The following is a 23942-nucleotide window of genomic DNA, read 5'->3' as shown; positions in this document are numbered from 1 at the left end:
TACTACACAGTACCGTTACAGCCATAAGAGTAATGGCGCCGCTAAGTTACAAATTAAGTAGGCGTAATAAGGGAATTAAAAACTCTTAAAATTTAATCATAGTAACAGTTATACCGATTTGGTTTTTAGTTCAAAAATAGATATATTGCTTCCATAAATAACGTTTTTTATGTGCAGAGAACTTCAAGAATTTTCTTCACTAATTGATGAGCAATTCAATTTTTCGGAGAGCAGTAATTTTTCTTTCTGGGCATTTTTCTTTGGCTGGCTTCGTTTTTAGTGAAATTGCCGTTTAAGCTGTTGCCCAAAAAGCTGGGCATACAAACTTTATTGCTTAAAATTTCCGGCAGCGTCGTTTCGTCCGTGGCGCTTATGTTTTTTATCTAATTCATTTTTCGCAAAAAAAATCCCTCGAATTTCTCCGAAGGATTTTTTTGTTGGTGAACCACTCTTATTTCTTGTCCACTTTCTTTAAGTCATACTTGTCTTTAACGTAGCTCCATCCGGTAGCCAATCCAACTACAAATATTGCTAAAGCAATGGTGCCGAGGGCAAAAATGGTATCGCCCCAAAGGCGCATCCAGCGTAACGTGTTCATCAGCGGTTGTTGCATAAACTCTGCCGAACGCGCCCACCACATTCCGTGGTTTACGCTAGCAATGGTCTGCAATAAACCTATCGGCAATAAGCTTAAAAGCAACATTAACATTAAACCGATGTTGATACTCCAGAATGCAATGGCAATCCAAGTATCTTTCCAAACGTTTTGGCGGTAAAGGCCTTTAAGCACAAACAACATTAAGCCAATTCCTAAAACACCGTAAACACCAAACAACGCCGCGTGGCCGTGCAAAGGTGTAGTGTTTAAACCTTGCATATAGTACAAAGCAATTGGAGGATTAATTAGGAAACCGAAGATCCCTGCACCCAAAAAATTCCAAAATGCAACGGCGATGAAACAATATATTGGCCATTTATAAGCCTGTATCCAAGGTTTTAGTTTACTGATTTTATAGTTGTGATAAGCCTCAACACCTATTAAAACCAAAGGAACAACTTCCAAGGCGCTAAAAGCCGAGCCTACCGCTAAAACTGCTGTTGGCGTGCCAGAAAAATAAAGGTGATGGAAAGTCCCTAAAATACCACCGGCCAAGAAAATGATGGTGGAGAACAATACGTTAAGCGTCGCAAATTTCTCGTTCAGCAATTTCATCCTCGTAAAAATGAAAGCCATCACCACGGTAGCAAAAACTTCAAAGAAGCCTTCCACCCAAAGGTGAACAACCCACCAGCGCCAATATTCGGCAATAGCTAAGTTACTTCTACGTCCCCACATTAAACCGGCAGCGTAAAATACCGCAATGGCGATAGAAGAGATGATAAACATGGTTAGCAAATGCCTGCTGTTATCGCGGCTACGTAAGGCCGGCATAATTGCCCGCACCATCAATACCAGCCAAAGCACCAAGCCAATTAACAAGAACGCTTGCCAAAAACGGCCCAAATCCACATACTCATATCCTTGGTGGCCAAACCAAAAGTTTTCTACAAAACCCAGCCGTTGCATAATAGCATACCATTGGCCTATCATGCTTCCGCCAACAATTATTAGCAAGCAGATAAACAAAAAGTTAACGCCTAACTTCTGATATTTCGGCTCGTAGCCGGTTACCGCTGGTGCAATGTACAATCCGGTGGCTAACCAAGAGGTAGCAATCCAAAATATGGCAATCTGCACGTGCCATGTTCTGCTTAGCGAATAAGGCATGTAATCTGCCAGTGGGAAACCGTAAAAAGCACTGCCTTCTACACCATAGTGGGCAGTTACCACACCCAAAATTACCTGCACCAAAATTAGCGCGGTTACTACCCAAAAATATTTGATGGTAGCCCGCATAGATGGCGTTGGCTTTATAGAAAGTAATGGGTCTTCCAATGGAATCTCGTCATCGTTTGGCTCTTCCTCGGTATTTTGTGCATTGTAAAAAGCTAAAATGCCTATTCCTAAGAGTAAAATAATGATGCTAAAGCCAGTCCACAGCATTAAATCGCCGGTGGCCACGTTGCCAATTAATTCATCATTTGGCCAGTTGTGTGTATAAGAAACCGTTTCTCCGGGACGTTCGGTAACGCATGCCCAGCTCGCCCAAAAGAAAAACATATTCATCAGTCGTGCCCTTTGCGGATCTTTAATCGCGTTTTTCGCTATCGCGTATTGATCGCGCAATTGGTCATAATCAGCATTGTTGCCAAAAATATCAGAATAATAGCGATTTAAATATTCAAAAGCTTGTACGCGGATAGGGGAGATGGTAAGCGTTTTTGTAGATGCATCAAAGGTGTTTTTCCGCATTTCTTTTTTTAACCGGGATTGCAAAACCATTTTTTGCTCATCCGGAATTTTCTCATACGGCATGCCGTAATCTGCGTTTGCCCAAGCATCCAAAATGAATAATGCCTCGCGATGCAAGTAATCCGCTGTCCAATCTGGCGCAACATACGCTCCGTGGCCCCATATTGAACCTACTTCTTGCCCACCGATACTTTGCCACACGTTTTGCCCGTCTAAAATTTCTTCTCCGGTAAATAAAATCTTTCCGTCAGATGAAACTACTTTTTCGGGGATAGGTGGTGCATTTTGATAAATTTCAACGCCGTAATAGAGTAGCACGGCAAAAGATAAACCGATGACTAAGCCAAAGGTTAGCCATAACTTTTTTGGACTTTTCATTTAGATTGATTTTTAGGTAATTGATGATAGAAAATTAGCATTTGATTAAAATGATTACACAAGTTAACGAATTTTGCTTCGGCAGCAAATTGTTTTGCAGCAATTTTGATACCGATGGATGTTAACGGCGCTAAATTATCTGCCGAATTTGGGCTGTGGTATGAGAAAAAAGTTTTAAAAATATGATACATATCATGTTCCGTTATTTCACTAGCTTTTACATTGGCCAACGTAATGGAAAAGTCGAAAAAGCCCTTAGTTTATTCGTGCTCGGGATGTTCGGATGCTGCGCAAATGGCCAACTATCTGGCTTTGCAACTAAACAGAAATAAAATTGCAGAGATGTCTTGCATTGCCGGTGTAGGTGGTAATGTGAAAGCTTTGGTTAAAACCGCTAAAAGTGAAAGACCTATTGTGGTGATTGATGGTTGCCCGCTTGCTTGTGCAAAGGCATGTTTAAATAACCACGGTATACAGCCCGATATGCACGTTAAATTGTCTGACTCGGGCGTAAAAAAGCGTCAAGACCATGATTTTGATAAGGCCGAAGCAGATGAGATTTATGTTCAGCTATCAAAAGATGTGAATAAGCTTCACGGTAGCTAAACCATTAATAATTTATTTCTATCGCGATATAAGCGTTAAGCATTTGACAATGGCACTTGCGAATACTAAATTTGGCCAAACATTAATATTAAAATGGCAGAAGAATTAGAACACGTTAAGTGCTTAATTATAGGGTCCGGACCGGCAGGTTATACCGCGGCAATTTATGCGGCTAGGGCCGATTTAAAACCTGTAATGATTACGGGTATGCAAATGGGTGGCCAACTTACCTCCACAACCGACGTAGAAAATTTCCCTGGATACCCAGGCGGCGTGATGGGTCCGGAGATGATGGAAGATTTCCGCAAACAGGCAGAACGTTTTGGTACAGATATTCGTTTTGGATACGTATCATCCGTAGATTTTAGCGGTCCGGTACATAAAGTAGTAGTTGACGAAAACAAAACCATTTTAGCCGATACCGTGATTGTTTCTACCGGCGCATCCGCAAAGTGGTTAGGCCTACCGTCCGAAGAAAAATATAATGGCTTTGGTGTTTCGGCATGTGCGGTATGCGACGGCTTCTTCTTTAAAAACCAAGAAGTAGTGATTGTTGGTGCCGGCGATACCGCAGCAGAAGAAGCTACCTATTTGGCAAAACTTTGTACCAAAGTAACCATGTTGGTGCGCAGAGACGAGTTTAGAGCATCAAAAGCGATGGTTCACCGCGTTTTAAACACGCCAAACATCGAAATTTTATATAATACAGAAACCAAAGAAATTATCGGCAACGGCCAAACCGTGACTGCTGTTAAAGTGTATAATAACCTTACCAAAGAAGAGCAGGAAATTCCCGCAACGGGATTCTTTGTAGCTATAGGCCACAAACCAAATACTGATATTTTTAAAGATTGGCTAAAAATGGACGAGGTGGGCTACATTATCACCCATCCGGATAGCACAGCCACAGATATAGAAGGTGTTTTTGTATGTGGCGATGCGCAGGATAAAATATATCGCCAAGCGGTAACAGCCGCCGGAACGGGTTGTATGGCCGCCCTAGAGGCCGAGCGTTATTTGGCTGCAAAAGAATACCAAGAATAATTTTAACAGAATAGATTTACGAAAAGCTTGTGGAAACACAGGCTTTTTTATTATTTGCCAATTACAACCAGTTCTCTTTAACATGAAGAATTTTATCACGGCTTTTTGTGTGTTTTTTAGCATTTCTGTATTTGCCCAAAATATACCTGCTAGGTTGCCCATAATTCCAGCGCCTAAATCTGCTACCATAAACCAAGGCTTCTTTAAAATTACAGAAAAAACGGCTTTGCAGTACGAAACGGATGCTGACAGGCAAAGTGCCGAGCTTTTTAAAGAGTTGGTTAAGCAAAGGCAGGGAATTGATTTGGTACTGGCTAAAAACTTTGTGCAAGCGCCGGAATCCATGATTTCATTCAACTCCGCTAACACCGCAAACGCGCTAAAAGAGGCTTACACGGTAAACGTAGCGTCTAAAAACATACAACTAAAAGGTACGGCGCAAGGTGTTTTTTATGCAACCCAGAGTTTAATGCAACTTTACTTAGCTTCAGATAATGGCGAAATTCAACAATGTGCTATTGCAGATGAACCACGTTACGCTTACAGAGGCTTGCATTTAGATGTTTGCAGGCATTATTTTCCGCTCGACTTTATTAAAAAGTACCTGGATTTGATGGCGATGTACAAGCTAAATAACTTTCATTGGCACCTAACAGACGACCAAGGTTGGCGTATCGAAATCAAAAAATACCCTAAACTAACCGAGGTAGGCGCTTACCGCGCACAAACTTTAGTAGGGAATTATCATGATAGGATGCCACAATGGTTTGATGGCGAACCTTACGGCGCCTTTTATACGCAAGAAGAAATTAAAGAAATTGTGGCCTATGCAGCAAAAAAATACATCAATGTAATTCCGGAGATCGAAATGCCGGGACACGCCATGGCAGCTTTGGCCGCTTATCCAGAATTAGGCTGTGGCAATAATCCTGGACCTTATAAAGTAGAAGAAAAATGGGGCGTTTTCCCTGATATTTTTTGCGCGGGCAAAGACCATACTTTCGAATTTTTAGAAGATGTGCTAACAGAGGTGATGGAACTTTTCCCATCCAAATTGATACATATCGGTGGTGATGAAGCCCCAAAAACTGTTTGGAAAACCTGTCCGTTTTGCCAAAAGCGAATTAAAAAAGAACGTTTAAAAAATGAAGAGCAACTGCAATCTTATTTTATCCATCGCATAGAAAAGTTTGTGAATAAGAAAGGAAGATCCATCATTGGTTGGGATGAAATTTTGGAAGGAGGTTTAGCGCCAAATGCTACCGTGATGAGCTGGAGAGGGGTGCAAGGCGGAATTGCGGCCGCCAAGCAACACCATAACGTCATCATGACTCCAAGCACAGATGGCTTGTATTTAGACCATACGCAGGGTTTATCCTTATTTGAACCCGTAGGTATTGGTGGCGACGGCAGAATCCAGAAAATTTACAACTATAATCCAACGCCGCAAACTTTGACTCCGGCGCAACAACAATATATTTTAGGTGTGCAGGCAAACATGTGGACAGAGTACATAACCACACCAAAAAAAGTAGAATATATGCTTTTTCCACGTTTGTTTGCGCTTTCCGAAATTGCCTGGGCCAACGTAGAAAATAAAGACTTTAAATCTTTTACGGAAGAAAAAGTGCCTTTACACCTAAGTTGGTTAGACAAAGAAAAAAATACACTTTATCGCGTGCCAGGGCCAATTGGTGCAACAGATACCATTATCAATGTAAACGGATCGTACAGGTTTGAGCTTTCGCCGTCTGTGGTTGGCGCAAAAATTTATTACAGCATTGACGGTTACGAGCCAAATGAAACCACCACGTTATACACTGGTGCTTTTGAGATAAAAGTGCCCAAAGGCGAGTATAGGCCAGTTAAATTTGTAGTAATAACACCAACTGGTAAACGCAGTGCAGTTACCACTACTATGTTACGAAACTTTGAGACTTTAAAGGCGGATAAAAGTTCGCCTAATGTTAAACCCGGCGGTTTGCGTTATTTTTACGTTCCCGGTAAATTTAGCAGCACCACAGAAATAGACACTTTGCTTGCAACGCAAAAAGGCATTGCTTCACAAATATCCATTTACAAAATCCCAAATAAGGCCCGCGAGTACGGTTTGGTTTTTACGGGTTATGTTAACGTGAATGAGGATGCGACTTTTGAGTTTTCGCTTTACAGCGATGATGGTAGCCGTTTATATATTGACGATGAATTGGTGATAAACAATGATGGTAAACATGCACGCTTTGAGAAGGCAGCAGGGGTAGCTTTAGAAGCGGGTTTGCACCGCATCAAAGTGGTTTATTTTGACGATGGACCAGGGTCGACATTGAAGCTATCTGTAAAAGGAACGGATGGCGTGAAATTGGAAGTGCCGGCGGTGATGTTGTATAACTAAACGAAGAAAAGCATTCAATACAGCTTAGATGTCTTCTCTCCGTTTTTGGGGTAGCTCTGGATGCGTTTAGTGTGAAGAATGGCGATGGCGTTTTTAAAACAAGTCGCTATGTGCTCCAGTTCTTACCAAAGTTACGAGAAGTATCGAATCATCCTGTTGCCAAATTAATAACCAATCTGGTTGGATGTGACACTCCCAAAATCCCTTATACATTCCGGTAAGTTTGTGAGGCTTATGTTTTGCGGAATTGTGCCTTTTTCGACCAAATGTGTTACTACCTCATCAAGTAACCGCATATCCAAACCTCGCTTTTTAGCAAGTTTGATGTCTTTTCTGAATTTTCCTGTTTGTTCAATGTATTACATCAGGAATATATATCTTTTCTAAAATTTTCAAGACTGATTCGGCTAACTTTGCCTGTTTTGGCTTCTTTTATTGCTTTTTCAGTTTTGTTGTTATACCGTGGTTCTTCGAGTTCAACAAACGGAAGTGTTTAGATGTACTCACAAAACGCTTTTGCTTGTTTACTTCGCTTGTCTATTTTTAATGTAATTTCCATGGTAAAATTTGTTAAACTGTTTGATTACAAATTTATATCAAAATGTAATCAAGTTGTAATGTTGCTATTGTACGCTTACCTACCTACACTGGTAATAATAAACTCGGTGCGGCGGTTGTTTGCGCGGCCTTCTTCGGTGGTGTTGTCTGCAATCGGCGATGCTTCTCCGTAACCCTTGTAGCTAAGTCTTTTTTCGGCAATGCCGTGCGCTATCAAATAATTGTAAACCGCTTTTGATCGGTTCTGCGACAAAACTAAGTTCGATTTATCATCGCCAACATCATCTGTATGGCCACTAATCTGTATTTCCGTCAGCGGATTTTCCTTTAAAAACTCAATTAGTTTTTGGAGTTCAATTTTCGAATGACTTTTTAAGTCATATTTATTGCTATCAAAGAAAATGTTTTTTAGTACCACCTTTTTGCCCACCGCAATTTTTTGCAGTGGCACTTCTAACAAAATGGGCTTCCCAATCTGGTTTTTTTCAACGGAAAAGTTTTCCGAGTAAAACAGATAGCCGTCTTTAGACACGTTTAAAACATATTCTTTACCGTTCGAAAGCGTAGCTAAAAAAGTCCCGTCCACCTTGTCCGAGTATGAAGTATGTATGGATCGGTCTTCTTTCAAATCTATAATATCCACTATTGCACCTAATGGCGCTTTGCTTTCTGCATCAAAAACAACCCCTTTTACATAGTTAACAGCAATGGGGCGTATCTTTTCGGGCAGCGGGAAAGCGTAAATATCAAAACCGCCATAACCGCTAAAATTGTTAGACGAGAAAAAGGCTTTAGTGCCACTGGCGTTTATGGTTAAACCGCTTTCTTCGCCATAAGTGTTAATCGGGTAACCTAAATTTTCTGGTGTGGACCAGTTTCCGGCGCTGTCTAAGCGTGTTACAAACAAATCTTTATTGCCCAATCCCGGCCAACCGTTTGATGAAAAATAGAGCGTCTGATTATCGGGGTGTATAAACGGCGATTGCTCATCATAAGGCGTGTTTACATTTGAACCTAAATTCACGGGAGCGGTCCACTGTCCGTCATCACCTAAGGTACTTTTCCAAATATCGTAGCTGCCAATACCGCCCCGTCTGTCGCTCACAAAAAACAAGGTTTTGCCATCGGCAGATAAAGAAGGCTGAGATTCCCAACCTTTGGTATTAATAGGGAAACCCAAGTTTACCGGCTTGCTCCAATTATCACCTTCTTTTTTAGAAACATAAATATCACATCGGCCTAGGCCATCCGGACGGTTGCAACCGGTAAAAAACAAGAACTGCCCGTCTGGCGATAAACATTGCGCACCCTCATTATAAGATGGCGTATTGATGTTCGAACTCAGGTATTCGGCTTTTGTCCAGCTTTCGCCTTTTTTATAGCTGCGGTAAAAATCTTCGTTACGGTTTATCTGGCGCGTAAAAATCAATACGCTTTCATCTGTAGTTAAGGCGGCTAAGTATTCCTGGTCGGCAGTGTTTACATTTGGACCTAAATTTTCTGGTTTAAATGGCACGGGGTTTTTAATGGCATTCAGCGCAAATTCACAATCTAAAATGTATTTATCTGCTAACACAATTCTTTCTATAGAAGGATTGCCACGCTGTTTGTAAATTTTGTAATGTTCTAAAGCTTGCTGGTAATCGCCTGTTTTTAGCTCGCTTTCGGCCAAATAATAATAGCGGTCTGGCGCAAAGTTGGGGGCAATAGCAAAAGCTTTACGATAGCTTTCCTTCGCCTTTAGCTGGTCGAAAGTTACGCGGTAAACATCGGCCAAAAGCAAATAAGCTTCAATAAATTTATCATCTTGTTTAATGGCAGCGTTTAGCTCATCGGCCGCTTGCTTAAACTCGTTTAAATCTAAGAGGTAACGCGCTTTTTCGTAGCTTTTAATGGCGTTACGGCTGTTGGTAGTGTACTTTTCTTGCCCAAAACCAATTTGGAAAGCCATCAACAAAAATAAAAGAGAGAGGAGGCGTTTCATCCGGATTGGTTTATAGGCTAAATCTATAAAATTTATGGAATATTCAAGAATTTATGCGTTTGTAAAGAAATCTCCCATTTAGGGTTATTCATCACATAATCTATAATCAGCGGTGTCATTTCTGCTGCTTTTGACCACTCGGGCTGTAGGTATAGTTTGCAGTCCGAAGAAACCAGTTTGGCATGTTCTTCTGCCCAAGCAAAGTCGCTTTTGTTAAACACAATTACTTTTAACTCATTAGCAAAAGGTGCAATATCTTTACGTGGCGCCTTAAATTTCTTTGGCGATAAACAAATCCAGTCCCAAAAACCCGACAGAGGATAAGCGCCAGAAGTTTCAATAAAAGTAGCAATGCCACGCGCTTTCAACTGCTTTGTTAGCTCATCTAAATTGTAAAGCAAAGGCTCGCCTCCGGTTACCACAACCGCTTTTCCCGGAAATTGATCTGCGTGCTCAACAATGGTTTGGGTGGCCGTTAATGGGTGCATATCGGCGTCCCAGCTTTCTTTAACATCGCACCAGTGGCAACCCACATCGCATCCGCCCAAGCGAATAAAATACGCCGCCTTCCCCGAATTATAACCTTCGCCCTGTATGGTGTAAAATTCTTCCATTAATGGAAGCATCGTTCCGTCTTCCGGAATAACTGTTCTCGTTTTCAATGCCGCAAAGATAAGCTATTTTGAAACGACAGTGTTAAACCGCCTGTTTTATTGCTTTTACATTGCCATTTTATACAAGCAAAAAGATTTGTAACAAAAATTCTATAAAACAGCTTCAAGCTTAATTATTTTTAGCAAATTAGCTGTAGTATTAACGCACCCGACAATTCTATTCTATGCGGATCATTTTAGTTGATGACCACTCTATCCTTTTGGATGGCTTGCGAAATTTACTTCGTGAGCAGGAAGACTATCACGTTTCGGCTTGCTGCTCAAACGGCTATTATGCGCTGTGCCATCTAAAATCGGAACCAATTGACGTGATGATTGCTGATTACTCGATGCCGGATATGGACGGCTTGCAGCTGGTACAACAGGCAAAAGAAATTAGGCCCGATTTAAAAATCATTATCCTTACTATGCATGATGAACCCCAAAAAGTGCAAGAAATGATTGATTTGGGTGTAGATGGCTATATTTTAAAGAAATACGCGCACCAAGAACTACTAACTGCCTTAACGGTGGTGGGCAACGGCGGTAAATTTTGGAGTAATGAAATCAGTAATATTATTGTGCGCGGTTTAGGAATAACTGATGGTGAGCCGGTTTTAACAGACCGCGAAATGGAGGTTTTGAAGCTGATTATGCAGGAGAAGAGCAGTAAAGAAATAGCGCAACAGTTGTACATATCTGAACGGACAGTAGAAACGCACCGCAAAAATATGATGCGGAAAACCAACAGCGGTACCACCGTTGGTTTAATTAAATACGCCTATGAGCACAAGCTGGTGTAGTTTAAGACACTTTAATTTTGATGACTAGCTTTTTTACCTTTTCATCATTTACCTTGATGTTTGGTCGATGTGTAGTCGCTGGAAAAAACAGGTAAAAGGTGGTAGAATCTGCTGTATAAAACTTTCCGCCATCAATTTCATAATTGGCAACATCTTTAGGGGCATCATAAGGGCGCGTTACCTTTTGATTTTCAAAGGAAGCTTCGCCAATTTTCTCTTTGCCATTAATAACGTACTGCAAATCGATGTATTTCCGGTGCGATTCCCATTTAGTTTCTACAAATGGTTTGTCCACCACTTCGGTTACCGATGCAAACACCTCGTCGCCGTCTATCGGGTATTTACCGGGTGCAAGTTCTTGTAAATTATGGTTTTGCATAAATTGAAAGGCCTCGTCCCAGATTTTCGGGTTGGCAGCGTACTGCTTTTTAAACTCGGTTAAATTTACATCTGCATAAACTTTTGGTTTTAAGTTTTTTGCCGATGCTTGTTGCGCCAACCAAGACTGGGCCTTGTTACTGCTACAAGCGCTTAAGAATAGGGCAGCAATTGTTAATAAAGGAATATATTTCATGTAATTGGATTTTACTCTAATTTACGCGGAAAACAGTTTTTATTTTGCATCAGAAAGAAAAAAAGCAAATTTTTTATGAGCCACCCTAACGGCTGAGGTTGTATAAAAATTAGTATTTTCACGGCTTTAAATACTAAAACATGAAACTGTTAGAAGGAAAAGTTGCTCTGATTACCGGAGCTTCCAAAGGGATAGGCCGTAAAATTGCCGAAAAATTTGCCGAACAGGGCGCTAAAGTTGCTTTTACCTATTTATCATCGGTAGAAAAAGGTAAGGCCTTAGAAGAAGAACTGAAAGCCTACGGCACGCAGGTAAAAGGCTACCGGTCCGATGCCTCTAAATTTGCGGAAGCCGAGGAATTGATTAACAATATCGTCGCAGATTTTGGAGGTTTAGATATCGTGGTTAATAATGCTGGTATTACCAAAGACGGTTTGTTGATGCGCATGAGCGAAGAAAACTTCGACGACGTAATTGAGGTAAACCTAAAATCGGTGTTTAATACCACCAAGGCAGCTTCTAAAATAATGATGAAAAACCGCAAGGGCGTGTTTATTAACATGAGCTCTGTGGTGGGCGTGCAAGGTAATGCCGGGCAAGCAAATTATGCGGCTTCAAAGGCGGGCATCATCGGTTTCACTAAATCTGTAGCTAAAGAATTGGGTTCGCGCAATATTCGGGCTAACGTGGTTGCACCGGGTTTTATCAAAACGGAAATGACCGAAGTTTTGGACCCGAAAGTGGTTGAAGGCTGGGAAAAAGATATCCCATTAAAACGCGCCGGAGAAACAGAAGACATTGCCAATGTTTGCGTTTTCTTGGCTTCTGATATGAGCGCTTACGTTACCGGACAAACTTTAAGTGTTTGTGGCGGGATGCTTTAAGCAAGTGAAAATTAAAAAATGAAAATTAAAAAGCCGAGCGGGAATGAGCGTTCGGCTTTTTTGCTAGCTAATTATCGCGCTAACTTCAATTTCAATTAAAATTTCGGGGTCAATTAGTTTAGAGACCTCAACCATGGTGGTTACAGGTTTAATATCCTTAAAAAAATGTCCGTGCGCTTTGGCCGCCTCTTCCCACTGGGTAATATCTGTTAAAAACATACGGGTGCGTACCACGTCATTTAAAGAAGCGCCGGCGTCTTGCAATACTTTAGACAGTTTCTCTAAAATGGCTTTGGTTTGGTCGTGCACGTTAGTCAGTGCGTTTCCGGCTTCATCTTTTGAAGCTGTAGTTCCGGCAATTTCAATGGTGTTGCCCACTTTTACGGCACGGCAGTAGCCAATAATGTCTTCCCAAGGCGAGCCCGAGGTAAAGTTTTGTCTTTTGTTCATCTGTTTAGAATTTGATGCAAAATAGAGTTTTGGCAAATATTCTAAGCAAAAATTTTAGCAAAATTATATTGCAGCTTTTCTAATAAAAGGGCATTACCAACGCTGATGAACCTCCGCTTTAATAAACTGTTCGTAAATATGTTTGATTTTTTCGATTTGTATGGCGTTTAACTCTCCGTCATTAGCGGCGGTGATGTTATTTTGCAGCTGTGTTACGTTTGATGCACCCGGTATTACGCACGAGATTTCGTCAGATGCCAAAATCCAACGTAAAGCCAGAGACGGAAGATTAACATTGGGGAACAACTGCTTTAACTGTTCAACCGCTGCTAGGCCTTTATCGTAGTCTACCCCAGAAAAGGTTTCACCTTTATCAAACTGCTCGCCGTTGCGGTTAAAATTGCGGTGGTCATCTTTTGTAAAACTGCTTTGATGATCAAATTTTCCGGTCAAAAGTCCACTTGCTAAAGGTACACGCGCAATTAAACCTATATTATTCCGCTTTGCTTGCGCAAAAAGTAATTCATTGGGGCGCTGCCTAAAGATATTATAGATGAGTTGGATAGTGCAAACATTGCTGTACTGCATGGCTTTTAAACCTTCTTCCACCTTCTCTATGCTTACGCCCATAAATCTGATTTTCCCTTCGTCTTTCAGCCTATCAAAAAGTTCAAAAATCTCTGGCTTGTAAAATACGTCTGTAGGCGGGCAGTGCAGCTGAATTAGATCGATAGTTTCTAAGCCCATATTCCGCAGACTGTCTTCCACAAAGGTTCTGAGTGCTGCGGGAGTGTAGGCATCAGCGGTATGCGGGTCCAGTTTTCTGCCACATTTGCTTGCCACGTAAATTTGTTCTTTACGCGTTTTTATTAGTCTGCCGACTGCTTTTTCACTTAAACCATCGCCGTAAACATCGGCAGTATCAATAAAATTAACGCCCTCATCAACGGCTTTGTTCAATATTTCGTCAGCGTTTCGGTTGCTAAAGTCATCGCCCCAGCGCCCACCAACTTGCCAGGTCCCTAAGCTAATTTCTGATACCTGTAAACCTGTTTTTCCTAATTTTCTGTATTTCATTTTTTCGTTTGTTCGGTTGTCCGGTGTTCGGTTTCCGAGGTCCGGTGGTAGTTACGTTTTCAGCTTTAACCTTATCCCTTAAACCCTACACCTTAAACCTTATCCTTAAACCTTAATCCTCTTTTCGCCGCTATTTCAGACTATATTCATAAACGCCTCGGGCAATATTTCCGCTGGCATCTACACCCTCTAATATCACGCGGTACGGCCCTTTATCGTCGCTATTGTAAAATTCAAAACTGCCTTTTCCGTCTTTGTCTGTTAATACCTGCGGGTTCCAGTAAATGGTTGTTCGGTAATCTTGCATTTGTAGCGAAGTACGTGGCCCAGCATATTTTGGCACATAAAAACTACGCGTAGTGCTGTAGCCTTTGGGTTTAAACGTAAGCACATTATTCGGCGGAAATAAATCTTTTAGCTGGTCTTTACTTATCGGCGTTTTCTTAATTTCTTTCATGTTAAAAACCACCACGCCCAAGGTATTGGTGCGCTGGTTAATTCCGGTTAATCCATCGTTATTAAACACCTCGATAGATTCTATACCTTTCGGATCTAAACCCAAAAGGTAGTTAACATCTACCGGCATATCATTAACATAAATCTCGATGGGCGTTCTGCTTCCTTGTGTGTAGGCTTTGGTTAAATATAGTTGATAATCAATATAAGTAAGTCCGGCTGTTGCCAAACAGTTGGTCAAAATGTTGCAACCGGCAAGCTGATCGCCAGCTATTTCCCGGTCTGCCTGCATACTTAAGCCAGCCAGTGCCGTATAATCGGTATGACTTGGTTTTTTAGATGGCGCAGCTTTAACCACCACCTCTTGTAGCATAAAAGCATCGCGGTGTTCTATTTTGCTATTAGCCAAATAGGTTTCCATAAAACTGTCCATATTCAACACATTATCAGCCTTGTTGATGTTGCGGGTTAAAGCCGGATAGCTTTCGCCATCCACCATAATGCGGATATCTTTGCTGTTTACGTTGTTTCGCGCATTGATAATAACCTCGGATGAATCTTTGAAAATAAGATGTTTAAATTCAAAACGGCCGTCTTTATCAGTAATAGCGGTGGTGCTATAATGTTTGTCTGGTATCTGAAACAACAAACGCGCTTTATCCCACGGCATCCCATCGCTTCTGCGGATGGTACCACTGATGTTGATGCCATCTTCTGGCATTACATTAACTTTTGGTGTTTTGCCAGCGGCGATATCGGCGTAAGCAAAACTGCTATAACCTTGGGTAAGCAACAGGTTATCTAAATCTTCCAAACGGCTCGGGTTTTCTGTATTGAAGTAATAATTAGGTTGTTCTACATAGCCTGCAATGTATGAGCTGAGCAGTAAATTACTGTAAATGGTAGTTTCTTTATTTACATCAAAAGGTACTTTGGCGGCATTGATCACCGATACCGAGTAATTGCCTTGTGCGGGGTTTACGCCGCCCAATAACTGCAAATTGAACTTGATTTTTTGCCGACCGTTAAACGCGGGCGTTTCCGGTTTTAAAGAAACGCTTGTAAAGTCTTTACGCAGGATAAAGGTTAAGCGCTCTGTATAAGGCTGGTAATTGGGTTTAAGGATAGAAACTTGCAATAAACCGTTCGGGAAGTTGTCAACGGGCAGTACAATGGTATAATCTTTTAGGCGCAATACACTTTGCGCCGCATAAAACAAGGCATTTCCGTTTTGTGCAACAATGTAAAAGGCTTGGTTTTTATTTTTCTCCAGAAATTCATCTGTAGTGGCAATTTTTAAGTACAAACTGTCTGCCTTTTGGCTGATGGCCAGGTTTATACCTTCATTGGTAACCGCCGGTAAAGCAAAAGTTTTCTTTTCGCCGTTTTCAAAAAGTACGTCCGCGGTATATTTTTCGCCAAACTTAGGATGTAATAAAAAATGGCCCATCCCTAAATGCTGACTTTTAAATTCGCCAACTTTTTGCCCGTTTTGGTTGCTAACCGTGCCAGAAACAGCTGTGCCTAAACCGTTAGAACTAATAGCTTTAAAACCGATTTTTGTTTCAACGCCGTTGAGTAGATTGCCTCCCTCCGGAAAAAACTGGATGTCGTTTTCTAAAATAGCTGTTTTTAAATCGAAGTTTTTATTAACGACTTTTTTATCGCCCAGCTCTACAGAAGTGCTTAAAACACCGCTATTAAGCGCTATTTTGTTAGAGCTGCTAAAATCCAGGGTGATGGCGCCGTTAGCGTCGGTAGTTTCTTTGCCTCGCCCTACGCGCGTAAAGTCGGCGTTAACCTCCCAACTTACTTTTTTGTTGGCTAAAGGTTTGCCATTGGCGTCTTTAAATAGAATTTTGGCTTTTACCCTTTGGGCTTTATCGTCTATACTTCCGTCAAAAGCAATGTTGGTGCTTAATTCTTTATTTAGGGCGTTGCCAACGTAAATGTTTTTTGAGAAAAAATAGTCCGCATCGCGGTTTAGCATCCATTTGGTGTAGGCGCGCACGTGGTAATTGCCTTCTTTAAAATCCGGATACGGAAACAACAAGCTTCCGCTGGCCACGCTGTTTTCGAGCGGGAATTTTAAGGTTTCCATTAAAGAGTCGCGCTCATTAATAAACTCTACATACAATATTTTGCTATACGGCGAAGGGATGTTTAATCCGCTTAGCACGTAGGCTTTAAACCAAGCAGTATCGCCAACAGCGTAGTATGGCTTATCAAACTGGAGGTGGACTTTTTCTATCGGGAAAGCGGCGCTAAGCTGTGCTTGTTTTTGCGCTAACTCTGTTAAAGGGATATTTTGAGCTTTTAAAAAGCTACTGTTGAAAGCTAAAACAACAAGGCAAAGAAGATAAAGGGCAGTTTTAAATCGACTCATTATAGTTTTTGAATTGCCCTAATTTAGCTTTTATGAGGTTTTTTAATAAATATTATTCAAAATTTAGGCTTTTTTAACACAGATTGTGCCCGCTTTATTCTGTTTTGATCCACTAAAATTGCTCAAAAAAATACCGGCCTTGCTATAAATGCATGGTTACTGTTCAAAAACCAGACCGTCTGGCTTAGCGCCTAAACCTTTTAAGATATTTAAAATATCCTCTACAAATTTTTCGGGACCGCAAACGTAAAAGGGTTGGTCAAAATTTTGGATATGTGTTTTCAAGTATGCCTCATTAATTCTCCCTTTGGGCAATTCTGGATCTTTTTGTTGGGTAATGGTATTCATAAACCGATCACCAAGCATACTCTTCAGCTCGTCAAAACAAATAATCTCATCTTCATATTTATTGGAGCATATCAATTGGTTATGCCCTAAATTGCCCTCGCTGTTTAGGTGTCGTAAAATAGATAAAAAGGGGGTTACGCCGGCTCCTCCGGCAATAAATACGCCCGGACCTTTGTACTGGATGGTTCCCCAGCTGTCGCCTATCTCAAATTCGTCGCCCGGGGCAACGGTAGCTATACGTTTGGTAACGCCTTGGTGCGCTTCGTAGGTTTTTATCGTAAATTCTAAATAATTGTCGCTAGGTAAGCAGGTAAAAGTGAAAGGTCTTTTTTCGTTTTCCCAACCCGCATACTGTAATGAAACTTCTGTGGCTTGTCCCGGGCTAAAAAGGTAGCCTGCCGGTTTTTCTGTACGGATGCGGAACACGTGCGATACAACAGGAGAAACGTCTATGATTTTTACAATGTGATTTTCCATAATGCCATATCAGGTGCAAAAATCTTGCCGTATGTATAGTAAAATCAGGATTTTTGAAACCTCAAAGATTTGCCTGTATTTATTCTGCATACGTAATCTGCTCATCACTTAAAACCGGCAAAGCCTTAAATTTTTGTAGGATGCGCGCGGTGGTCACCACATCTTTTTGGCAGTAAGTTTTAATCCGATTTAAATCTTTATGCTGCCAGTAAATTTCGCCTACCATGCTGCCGTCAATGTCGTCTTTTGGGGTAGGGATACCAAAAATGGCGGCCAAAAGATTAAGCGAAGTATAGTTTTTATAGTCGCCAAACTTCCACAGTTCAAGCGTGTCTAAATGATTAATTTCCCACGGTTTTTTACCGTTTAAATGGAGTTGTGGCGCTAAAGGAAGATTATTGATTAACAAGCGCCGGCAGATGTACGGGATATCAAACTCCTTCCCGTTGTGTGCGCAAAGGCATAAATCTTTTGGTTGGCTGGCCAGTAAGCCTAAAAAGCGTTCTAGCAAGGCCTTTTCATCATCACCGTAAAAAGATTTTACCCTGAAACTTTGTTTGTTGGCAAACATCCCTACAGAAATACAAACTATTTTCCCAAATTCGGCCCAAATGCCGGCGCGCCCATAAAAGCTTTCCGGAGTGTCATTTTCTTTTCGCTGATAAACGGTTTTTTGCTCCCACAAATGTTTTAAGGTTGGGGGCACTTCTTGGTAGCTAGCATACTGCGGAACGGTTTCAATATCTAAAACCAAAACGTTCATTAAGTCGATGTTTTCGAGCATATGGGCTGTTTTATAAATTAAATTTTAGGCTTTCGGCCAAATGCTTTACCGTTGCTGTGTCTGCTTTTTGAACGGTAGGGATGTTTGCGATAAGGTGAATTTGTGTGCGGCTTAAAATAATGCTTTCGGTTGACTCATTGCGGTCGCCATTGAAGATAATTCCTTTAATTGGGATACCGCGGTTTCGCAAAGCTTCTATCGAAAGCAGCGTGTGGTTAATGCTGCCCAAATAGTTTTTAGAAACTAAAATGACTTCCAGCCCCAGCTTTTTAATTAAATCAATAATCAAATCTTTTCCGTTTAAAGGAACCATCAGCCCACCGGCACCTTCAACAATTAAATTTTTTTTGGTTTGCGGCAGTTGAATTTTATCTAAATCGATGTGTACACCGTCTAAATTTGCCGAGTGATGCGGCGAAAAAGGTTGTTGCAAACGGTAAGCTTCTTGGAATATTTGGGTTTTTGTATTGCTGATGAACGACGCAACTTTCATACTGTCTGTATGGTGCAAATCGCCGGATTGGATGGGTTTCCAATAATCGGCTTGTAAATGTTCGGTAAGCACGGCTGCGCACAAAGTTTTTCCAATTTCTGTCCCAATGCCCGTTACAAAATATTGTTGACTCATTTTTTATAAATTCAGTTGACTGCTTAACTCGTAAATTTCTGCTTTGCTATTATGCGCGTGTATGCAAATGCGCAAGCGTTCTTTTCCTTTGGCCACCGTGGGGCTTAAAATCGCTTTTACGTTAAACCCATTTTTTTGTAAACGCTCCGCCAGGTTTTTACAGGCCTCGTTGCCGGGCACCAACATGCAATGGATGGCGCTATCACTAGGTAAAAAAGCCAAAGTTTTACCGTTGACCAAGCGTTTAAACAAAGCAATGTTTTCGTGCAGCAACAAGCGATTTTCTGTTTTTTCTAAAGCTCGGTAGCCCTCCCAGATACATGCTAGCGCATGGAAGGGGAGGGCGGTAGTATAAATAAAAGACCGCGCAAAATTAATAAGGTACTGTTTTAGCAAATTGCTGCCCACCACTGCCGCGCCGTGGCAGCCCAAAGCTTTGCCGTAAGTGTAAACGCGTGCAAAAATCTCGTTTTGCAAATTTAAACTTTGGCATAAACCTTCCCCTTTATTTCCGAAAACGCCCAATCCATGCGCTTCGTCCACAATTAGATGCGCTTTATATTTTTTGGCTAAGTCGCATAAGTCTGCCAACGGAGCGGTATCGCCGTCCATAGAAAAAACGCTTTCGGTGACAATAAAAATATTGCCTTTGCTTTGCTTCAGTTTTTCTTCTAAGGCGGCCAAATTGTTATGCGCAAAAGTGTAGCGGTTAGCTAAGCTTAAACGTGCACCGTCTATCAGGCTGGCGTGTATCAACTCGTCGCAGATAATGGTATCGCCTCTTTGGGCAATGCATGATAGTAGGCCCACATTGGCATCGTAACCCGAGTTAAAAACTAAGGCCGCTTCCGCGAGATGGAAACTGGCAATATGTTGCTCTAATTCTTCGGCAAAGCGGCTGTTGCCGGATATCAAACGCGAGCCGGTAGCGCCGTTCTTCGCATTTGGATGACTTGCCATCAACTGCTCAACAGCTTGCTTATGTTGTGGTGAACGTGCAAAACTAAGATAATCGTTAGAGAAAAAATCGGCTAAATTTTCTGGATAGTGCTGCAAAGCTCTTAAAGCATTTTCGGCTTTTCTTTCCTCAAGTTTCTGCTGTAAAAAGTTATCCAAGGCTTAGCAATTTATACTTTTTGGTGCGGTAGCAATCAAATATATCGTTTTAACAGGCAAAATGCGCTCATTTCTTTCCAAAATTTATTATTCTTGTATTTCCGACAATTAATAAATCTTCATTTAATAAAACAATTTTAACAACCTTAATCATATCAGAATCCAAAAAAACAATGAAAGCAACAATGAAATCTCTGCTATTTGCCTCGGCAACTAGCTTGGCCGTTTTGAGCGCTTGCAGCAACAACAAAACCGCCACAGACACCGCACAAGATTCGGTAAACCTAGTTACCATTGATAGTGCAAAATTCGATACCACAATTAACGGCAAAGCAGTTAAATTGTACACCCTTACCAATAAAAATAACATGAAGGCGGTTTTCACCAATTTAGGAGGCCGCATCATCAGTTTAATGGTGCCAGATAGTGCGGGTAAATTAACAGATGTTGTTGTGGGTTTTGGCAGTGCCGATGCGTACCAGCAACCTACAGACGGTTTTTACGGCGCAACTATTGGACGGTTTGGGAACCGCATAGCTAAAGGGAAATTTACTATTGACGGCAAAGAGTATCAGGCAAATATAAACGACGGGGTAAACTCTTTGCACGGCGGTACAAATGGTTTTAAAACAAAAGTTTGGGATGCCAGCCAGCCAAACGACCATACCTTGATTTTGAGCTATTTATCTAAAGACGGCGAAGAAGGCTATCCTGGAAATTTAAATGTGAAGGTAACTTATAGTTTAACCGATGATAACGAGTTGAAAATGGATTATGAGGCCACAACCGATAAAAAGACTATCGTAAACTTAACTAACCACGCTTATTTTAACTTGAATGGCGAAGGAAGCGGAACTATTTTAGACCATACCTTGCAGATTTACGCGGATGAATACACACCGGTTGATTCGGGCTTAATTCCTACCGGGATTGAAAAAGTTGCAGGCACACCGTTTGATTTTACCAAGCCAACAACCATTGGCGAGAGGATAAATGCCGATAACCAACAACTGAAATATGGCAAAGGTTACGACCATAATTACGTATTAAACGGCACTAAAGCTATGGGAATGAACCACGCGGCAACTGTAACGGGCGATAAATCGGGTATTGTGATGGATGTTTACACCGAAGAACCGGGCTTGCAGTTTTACTCTGGTAACTTTATGAACGGCAGTAACACTTTCAAAAACGGCGTGAAAGACGATTATCGCACTGCTTTTTGTTTAGAAACACAACATTTTCCAGATTCGCCAAATCACAAAGATTTCCCTTCAACAGAGTTGAAACCGGGCGACACTTACAAAACCACCTCTATCTATAAGTTTAGCACCAAGTAGACATAGCGCTAAAATAATCGTAAATCCCCAGCTAAATAGGTTGGGGATTTTTTTTGATTCTCTGTTTCGGCTTTAGCCGGAAAATACGCTGTATGGCATTTTATTTGCGTTTTTGTATCACTATGGAAACGTTACATGCCATATTTGGAGTAGGAAAGCATTTGACTGTTGGCAACATGTGCGCCCGCAGCTTTGTGGTTTTTTTCTTGGCACTGCTATTATTGCGCGTTTCTGGTCGGCGTTCTTTTGGCTTAAAAACCCCGCTCGATTTAATCATCTCCATTTTATTGGGAAGCATTTTAAGCAGGGGAGTGGTAGGCGCTTCGCCCTTTGTGCCGGTAATCGTAAGTTGTTTGCTTATCGTTTTATTGCACCGCTTGTTTGCTTGGGTAACGGTCCATCATACTTGGCTAAGAAATATCACCGAGGGGAAAGAAATTCTGCTGTATAAAAACCGGAAGTTTATCGACAGAAATTTAGATAAAGCGCTGGTAAACAAAGATGATGTATTGCCAACGGTACGCAAATATTTATCAAGCGATGATTTGGAAAAGGTAGATAAAGTTTATATGGAACGTAATGGCGAAATTACTGTCACTAAAATATCCGGTAAAGAACAAAATTTAAGCGACCCGCACTGGGACGCAGAAACGCAAATGAAGAACCCCGAAAAAGGTTAAGGTTTTTTAATTTCAACCAACTTGTAGCTGTACACTTTACCACTAGTGGTTTTTCCATTCTCGATATTTTTGCCGATACTGGTAACTGTTTTTTGGACTAAGCCAACATGTTTCGCATAAACAGAGAGCGCTAAGTCTTCCTCAATTAAATTAAATTCGTCAATTTCTTTAACGGTAACCGTACTGTCAAACTCAAATCCGTTTAACTGGAGCGGGGCAACTTCAGCTTCAATCACATAATCTTGCTCGCCAAGCGTGTTTTTAGAGTTGCCGTTCCATACGCTACCTGCTTTAGGCGGAAAAATCAGCCTTACAAAACGCTGATTACCGATAAACTCTTCTGCCGCGCGCAAGCTTTTATTTCGGGAAAATACCTGCTGAATAGCCCAAGGCGAATTTTCGTTCAAACGTTTATAGCGTTCAATACGGTAATTGGTGGCACCCGTTAAATCCATAAAAGTATCTGCCACGCTATCCTTGATTTGATACTTATAAAATTCTGGAGTAAAATGGTCGTAATTCGCCGAATCTACATCATAAATATACACCCAGCCCAGCTCTAGGGGGTAAAATTCCGGCTCTAAATTAACAGGGGGCGCGTTATGTTCTTTGGTGCAAGAAAAGCAAAACAGGCAAATGCCAAATGCCAGAGCTAAAAATTTACGCATCAGAATTAAATATAGCCTTAAATATATAGGTTTAAATCAGGATTTTCAATCCTATCCACAACATCTTGGAATGCTGCCAAAAACCGTTATTTATTTTAACACTCAATATGCTCCCCTCTCCTCCGGAGAGGGCCGGGGGAGAGGCTTCCTACATCAAAAAACCGCCGCCCAGCAAATCGTTCCCCTCATAAAAAACTGCCGATTGCCCCGGTGCCACGCCATAAACCGCATGTGCAAAGTTTACTTTCATATGCTCACCAATTTGTTGGATATGGCTCATAGCACCTGCATCTTTATAACGGATTTTTGTAATTGCCTCTAAAGGCTCGGGAATACTTTCGTATTTAATCAGATTTAAGTTACGCACCATCGCTTCGCTGCGTTGCAGTTCATCCTCGGTACCTAAAACCACCGTATTGCTCTCGGGCATAATTTGGGTTACAAACATAGGTTGGCCAAGGGCTATGCCCAAACCACGGCGTTGGCCAATGGTATAAAATGGGTAGCCTTTATGCTTGCCTACTTTGGTGCCGTTTGTCAGCACAAAATCTCCGCCATCAACCTCAGCTTCTAAATCTGGCACGCGGTGTTTCAAAAATGCGCGGTAATCATTGTCAGGCACAAAGCAAATTTCGTAGCTCTCGCTTTTGTTGGCCAGCTCTTGTTGTCCCATATCCAAAGCCATTTGACGTATTTCTGCTTTGGTAAAAGAACCTAGAGGGAAACGCGTGCGTGCCAGGTTTTTTTGCGATACGCCCCACAGCACGTAAGACTGATCTTTATTTTCATCCTTACCTTTTGAAATTACGTAGCGCCCGTTATCCTGTAAGCGGATATTTGCGTAGTGTCCAGTGGCAATAAATTCGCAGTCCAGCTTATCTGCACGTTTTAAAAGCGCTTCCCATTTAATGTGGGTATTGCACAAAACGCAAGGGTTTGGGGTTCTGCCGGCCAAATATTCATCCACAAAATTGTCAATCACAAAATCGCCAAACTCATCCCTGATATCCAATATATAATGTGGCATTCCGTAACCCACGGCTAAGGCCCGCGCATCGTTAATAGAGTCGAGGCTACAACAGCCGGTTTCTTTAGAGTTTGCACCAGCTGAGGCATAATCCCAAGTCTTCATGGTTAGGCCAATTACCTCATAACCCTGCTCGTGCAACATCACTGCTGCTACAGAACTGTCCACACCGCCACTCATGGCCACCAAAATTCTACCGTGCTTGCTCATTCCCTTAAAATTTTTGCAAAGATAATTTTAAATTTTTGCTTCGTGGGTTTAGCCAGTCAACAAGAC

General features: G+C 41.5%; 20 protein-coding genes and 1 pseudogene. 7 read left to right on the top strand and 14 right to left on the bottom strand.

The window, feature by feature from the left end:
- Nucleotides 1-451: 451 nt before the first annotated feature.
- Entirely contained in the window at nucleotides 452-2731 is a 2280-nt protein-coding gene (locus BCY91_RS02535; protein ID WP_120180464.1) for a nitric-oxide reductase large subunit, read from the bottom strand.
- Nucleotides 2732-2965: 234 nt separating this feature from the next.
- Between BCY91_RS02535 and BCY91_RS02525 the strand changes: the two genes are divergently transcribed.
- From BCY91_RS02525 to BCY91_RS02515, 3 genes are all read left to right on the top strand, one after another.
- Nucleotides 2966-3337, top strand: coding sequence for a putative zinc-binding protein (locus BCY91_RS02525; protein WP_120180462.1), 372 nt, complete (start codon nucleotides 2966-2968; stop codon nucleotides 3335-3337).
- A gap of 93 nt (nucleotides 3338-3430) precedes the next feature.
- The gene (trxB, locus tag BCY91_RS02520) at nucleotides 3431-4381 is read left to right on the top strand and encodes a thioredoxin-disulfide reductase (protein ID WP_120180461.1); all 951 of its coding nucleotides are present in this window, start codon (nucleotides 3431-3433) and stop codon (nucleotides 4379-4381) included.
- A gap of 82 nt (nucleotides 4382-4463) precedes the next feature.
- Nucleotides 4464-6773, top strand: a complete 2310-nt coding sequence (locus BCY91_RS02515; protein WP_120180460.1) for a family 20 glycosylhydrolase — start codon at nucleotides 4464-4466, stop codon at nucleotides 6771-6773.
- A 93-nt stretch (nucleotides 6774-6866) separates the two neighbouring features.
- Here the strand turns inward: BCY91_RS02515 and BCY91_RS17820 are convergent.
- The 3 genes and pseudogenes from BCY91_RS17820 to BCY91_RS02500 all read right to left on the bottom strand — a co-directional run.
- Nucleotides 6867-7007: pseudogene (locus tag BCY91_RS17820) on the bottom strand (type II toxin-antitoxin system YafQ family toxin); the annotation flags it as partial.
- Nucleotides 7008-7407: 400 nt separating this feature from the next.
- Nucleotides 7408-9282 (bottom strand): OmpA family protein, encoded by a 1875-nt coding sequence (locus BCY91_RS02505; RefSeq protein ID WP_245988983.1) that lies wholly within the window; start codon nucleotides 9280-9282, stop codon nucleotides 7408-7410.
- A gap of 65 nt (nucleotides 9283-9347) precedes the next feature.
- Nucleotides 9348-9929, bottom strand: coding sequence for a 7-carboxy-7-deazaguanine synthase QueE (locus BCY91_RS02500; protein WP_120180572.1), 582 nt, complete (start codon nucleotides 9927-9929; stop codon nucleotides 9348-9350).
- A 224-nt stretch (nucleotides 9930-10153) separates the two neighbouring features.
- On the opposite strand from BCY91_RS02500, the gene BCY91_RS02495 reads away from it, so the two are divergent.
- A complete protein-coding gene (locus BCY91_RS02495; RefSeq protein ID WP_120180458.1) occupies nucleotides 10154-10771 on the top strand; it encodes a response regulator in 618 nt (205 codons plus the stop codon).
- Nucleotide 10772: 1 nt separating this feature from the next.
- On the opposite strand, the gene BCY91_RS02490 is transcribed toward BCY91_RS02495, so the two are convergent.
- The gene (locus tag BCY91_RS02490) at nucleotides 10773-11345 is read right to left on the bottom strand and encodes a YhcH/YjgK/YiaL family protein (protein WP_120180457.1); all 573 of its coding nucleotides are present in this window, start codon (nucleotides 11343-11345) and stop codon (nucleotides 10773-10775) included.
- Between the two features lie 140 nt (nucleotides 11346-11485).
- On the opposite strand from BCY91_RS02490, the gene fabG reads away from it, so the two are divergent.
- Complete coding sequence (gene fabG, locus BCY91_RS02485; protein WP_120180456.1) at nucleotides 11486-12229, top strand: 3-oxoacyl-[acyl-carrier-protein] reductase; 744 nt, start codon at nucleotides 11486-11488, stop codon at nucleotides 12227-12229.
- 63 nt (nucleotides 12230-12292) lie between these two features.
- Here the strand turns inward: fabG and BCY91_RS02480 are convergent, their stop codons facing one another.
- The 7 genes from BCY91_RS02480 to BCY91_RS02450 form a co-directional block, all read right to left on the bottom strand.
- Entirely contained in the window at nucleotides 12293-12679 is a 387-nt protein-coding gene (locus BCY91_RS02480) for a RidA family protein (protein WP_120180455.1), read from the bottom strand.
- Nucleotides 12680-12772: 93 nt separating this feature from the next.
- Entirely contained in the window at nucleotides 12773-13756 is a 984-nt protein-coding gene (locus tag BCY91_RS02475) for an aldo/keto reductase (protein ID WP_120180454.1), read from the bottom strand.
- A 130-nt stretch (nucleotides 13757-13886) separates the two neighbouring features.
- Nucleotides 13887-16598 carry an Ig-like domain-containing protein gene (locus BCY91_RS02470; RefSeq protein WP_120180453.1) on the bottom strand — a complete coding sequence of 904 codons (2712 nt, stop codon included), beginning with the start codon at nucleotides 16596-16598 and terminating at the stop codon, nucleotides 13887-13889.
- Between the two features lie 156 nt (nucleotides 16599-16754).
- The gene (locus tag BCY91_RS02465; RefSeq protein ID WP_120180452.1) at nucleotides 16755-17423 is read right to left on the bottom strand and encodes a ferredoxin reductase domain-containing protein; all 669 of its coding nucleotides are present in this window, start codon (nucleotides 17421-17423) and stop codon (nucleotides 16755-16757) included.
- Between the two features lie 79 nt (nucleotides 17424-17502).
- Complete coding sequence (locus BCY91_RS02460; RefSeq protein ID WP_120180451.1) at nucleotides 17503-18207, bottom strand: 3'-5' exonuclease; 705 nt, start codon at nucleotides 18205-18207, stop codon at nucleotides 17503-17505.
- Between the two features lie 10 nt (nucleotides 18208-18217).
- Nucleotides 18218-18835 carry a dethiobiotin synthase gene (gene bioD, locus BCY91_RS02455; protein WP_120180450.1) on the bottom strand — a complete coding sequence of 206 codons (618 nt, stop codon included), beginning with the start codon at nucleotides 18833-18835 and terminating at the stop codon, nucleotides 18218-18220.
- Between the two features lie 3 nt (nucleotides 18836-18838).
- The gene (locus BCY91_RS02450) at nucleotides 18839-19951 is read right to left on the bottom strand and encodes an aminotransferase class I/II-fold pyridoxal phosphate-dependent enzyme (RefSeq protein WP_120180449.1); all 1113 of its coding nucleotides are present in this window, start codon (nucleotides 19949-19951) and stop codon (nucleotides 18839-18841) included.
- 173 nt (nucleotides 19952-20124) lie between these two features.
- Between BCY91_RS02450 and BCY91_RS02445 the strand changes: the two genes are divergently transcribed.
- A complete protein-coding gene (locus tag BCY91_RS02445; RefSeq protein ID WP_120180448.1) occupies nucleotides 20125-21291 on the top strand; it encodes an aldose epimerase family protein in 1167 nt (388 codons plus the stop codon).
- Between the two features lie 122 nt (nucleotides 21292-21413).
- Nucleotides 21414-21971 carry a DUF421 domain-containing protein gene (locus BCY91_RS02440; RefSeq protein ID WP_147387891.1) on the top strand — a complete coding sequence of 186 codons (558 nt, stop codon included), beginning with the start codon at nucleotides 21414-21416 and terminating at the stop codon, nucleotides 21969-21971.
- Here the strand turns inward: BCY91_RS02440 and BCY91_RS02435 are convergent.
- Both BCY91_RS02435 and mnmA read right to left on the bottom strand, forming a co-directional pair.
- A complete protein-coding gene (locus tag BCY91_RS02435; protein ID WP_120180446.1) occupies nucleotides 21968-22639 on the bottom strand; it encodes a hypothetical protein in 672 nt (223 codons plus the stop codon). The two genes, BCY91_RS02440 and BCY91_RS02435, sit on opposite strands and share 4 nt — an antisense overlap.
- A 148-nt stretch (nucleotides 22640-22787) precedes the next feature.
- Nucleotides 22788-23876: a tRNA 2-thiouridine(34) synthase MnmA gene (mnmA, locus tag BCY91_RS02430; RefSeq protein WP_120180445.1), complete on the bottom strand. Its 1089-nt coding sequence runs from the start codon at nucleotides 23874-23876 to the stop codon at nucleotides 22788-22790.
- Between the last annotated feature and the right edge of the window lie 66 nt (nucleotides 23877-23942).

The organism is Pelobium manganitolerans (genome assembly GCF_003609575.1).
Classification (GTDB): Bacteria; Bacteroidota; Bacteroidia; order Sphingobacteriales; family Sphingobacteriaceae; genus Pseudopedobacter; species Pseudopedobacter manganitolerans.
The sequence above is the reverse complement of the archived record's forward strand: the minus strand, read 5'-3'. Positions and strand labels throughout refer to the sequence as shown.